The organism is Mesorhizobium sp. M5C.F.Ca.IN.020.32.2.1 (assembly GCF_004023105.1).
Classification (GTDB): Bacteria; Pseudomonadota; Alphaproteobacteria; order Rhizobiales; family Rhizobiaceae; genus Mesorhizobium; species Mesorhizobium wenxiniae.
Genome location: NZ_RZSX01000890.1, coordinates 1 through 2,486 on the forward strand (window position 1 = coordinate 1; position 2,486 = coordinate 2,486).

At 62.7% G+C, this 2,486-nt stretch carries 4 protein-coding genes; all 4 read left to right on the forward strand.

Annotated features, from left to right (window positions below; genetic code table 11):
• The coding region (locus EOA86_RS30445) for a branched-chain amino acid ABC transporter permease (RefSeq protein ID WP_164892132.1) at positions 1–435 on the forward strand (435 nt) is incomplete at its 5' end.
• A 4-nt stretch (positions 436–439) separates the two neighbouring features.
• Positions 440–1,219, forward strand: a complete 780-nt coding sequence (locus tag EOA86_RS30450; RefSeq protein ID WP_127209828.1) for an ABC transporter ATP-binding protein — start codon at positions 440–442, stop codon at positions 1,217–1,219.
• A 2-nt stretch (positions 1,220–1,221) separates the two neighbouring features.
• Positions 1,222–1,944, forward strand: coding sequence for an ABC transporter ATP-binding protein (locus EOA86_RS30455; protein WP_127209827.1), 723 nt, complete (start codon positions 1,222–1,224; stop codon positions 1,942–1,944).
• A gap of 8 nt (positions 1,945–1,952) precedes the next feature.
• Positions 1,953–2,486, forward strand: a 534-nt coding sequence (locus EOA86_RS30460) for an aspartate/glutamate racemase family protein (RefSeq protein WP_128345015.1), incomplete at its 3' end; no start/stop codon positions are given.

Below are 2,486 nucleotides of genomic sequence, written 5' to 3' on the forward strand. Positions count from 1 at the left end.
GTGCTGTGCTTTGGGGCGCTCTACCGCCTAGTCCATTCGCGCATCGGCAAACTCTGCCAGTCGTTGCAGCAGAACGAGGAACTGGCCTCCTCGATCGGCGTCAACATCGCCTATCTGCGCGTTATCGCCTACGCCATCTCCTCATTCCTCGGCGGTCTCGGCGGTGCGATGTTCGTCGCCATCTCGCAGTCGATCTATCCGTCGACCTTCACCGTCACCGACTCGGTGAACTTCATGCTGAACTGCTTCCTCGGCGGCCTCGGCTACGTCTTCGGGTCGATGATCGGCACCTTCGTCCTCTATTTCGGCTGGGATTTCCTGTTCGCGACCGGCGAGTTCCAGTTGCTGATCTTCTCGTCGGTGCTGATCGCGCTGATGCTGTTCCTTCCCAACGGCCTGCTCAGCCTCCGGCTGTTCGGCAAGAAGCAGGGCTAGGACCATGACTGAGCTTCTCCAGATCAAGGCCGTGACCAAACGCTTCGGCGGGCTGGTCGCGGTCAACAATGTTTCCTTCGCGGTCCGCGAACGCGAAATCCTCTCCGTCATCGGCCCCAACGGCGCCGGCAAGTCGACGCTGTTCAAGCTGATTTCCTCTTTCCTCAATCCGACCTCGGGCGAAGTGCTGTTCCGGGGAGAGCGGATTTCAGGCCTGGCGCCGCATATCGTCGCCCGGAAGGGCGTGGTGCGCACGTTCCAGGAGACGACGATCTTCAAGGGCATGACGGTGCGCGACAATGTCATCATCGCGCATCACCTGCGTTCCAATGCCAGCCTTGCCGGCTTCTATCTCGGCACGAATACCGCACGGCGCGACGAGGATGAATTCGGCCGCTCGGCGGACGAGATCATCGACTTCCTCGATCTCCGCGCGCAACGGCATGAGATCGCCAGCACGCTGCCGCACGGCCATCTGCGCGCGCTCGGGATTGCCATCGGGCTCGCCACGAACCCGACCGTGCTTCTGCTCGACGAGCCCTTCGCCGGCATGAACCATGACGAAACCGTGCGCGCGGTGGAGATGGTGCGCGGCGTGCGGAAGCGCGGCGTGACTGTCCTGCTGGTCGAGCACGATATGCCCGCCGTCATGAACATTTCCGACCGCATCGTCGTCCTGAACTTCGGTGTGAAAATCGCCGAGGGAACGCCGAAGGAAATCCAGGAGAACGAAAAGGTCATCGAGGCCTATCTCGGCGCCGAAGATGAGACGATCGGATTTTAGCCATGGGCGAACTGCTGAAAGTCTCCGACGTCGAACTCTACTACGATCATGTCTATGCACTGAAGGGTGTGTCGCTCAACGTCAACGAGGGCGAGACCGTCGCGCTGATCGGCGCGAACGGCGCGGGCAAATCCTCGATCCTGCGCGCCATCACCGGCCTGAAGAAAGTCCGCAGCGGCGAGATTCATTTCCGGGGCCACCGCATCGACGGAACGCGCCCGGACGAACTGGTCAGGATGGGCATCGCCATGGTGCCGGAGGGTCGGCGCGTCTTTTCCTACATGACGGTGCGCGACAATCTGATGATGGGCGCCTTCACCCGCACCGACAAGGCCGAAATCGCCAGGACGCTGGACATGGTGCTCGGGCGCTTTCCGCGCCTGAAGGAACGCTATTCCCAGACGGCGGGCACGATGAGCGGCGGCGAACAGCAGATGCTGGTGATCGGGCGGGCGCTAATGGCCAAACCGAAGCTTCTGCTGCTCGATGAACCCTCGCTCGGCGTCGCGCCGAAGCTCGTCCAGGACATCGCTCGCTCCATCGTGGCGATCAATCGCGACGAAAAGGTCAGCGTTCTCTTGGTCGAGCAGAATTCGCGCATGGCGCTGCGCATCTCGCAGCGCGCCTACGCACTGACGACCGGAAAGATCGCGCTGGCCGGACATTCGGCCGAGCTGCTTGGCGACGACCGGGTCAAGAAACTGTATCTCGGCGGCGAAATATGAAAGCGCAAATGGACATACTCGTCGTCAATCCCAACACCACCGCGTCCATGACCGAAAAGATCGGCGAGGCGGCGCGCGGCGCGGCTTCGGCCGGCACCAGGATCATCGCCGTCAATCCGAAGGACGGGCCGCCGAGCGTCGAAGGCTATTTCGACGAGGTCTTCGCCATCCCGGGAATGATCGGCGAGGTCCAGAGACATCCGGCGGCGAGCGCCTGCGTCATCGCCTGTTTCGACGATACCGGCCTCGACGCAGTACGCTGCGTTAGCGAGATGCCGGTGGTCGGCATCGGCGAAGCGGCGTTTCACATGGCGAGCCTGATTGCCGGCAAGTTCAGCGTGGTGACGACGCTGTCGCGTTCGGTGCCGGCGATTGAGCACAATCTGGTCCGCTACGGCCTCGCCAGCCGCTGCGCCAGGGTGCGGGCAAGCGACGTTCCCGTTCTGGAGCTCGAAGTGCCCGGCTCCAACGCCCGCCATCGAATTTCGGAGGAGATCGAGCGCGCCATCCGCGATGACCGGGCCGAGGCGATTGTGCTGGGA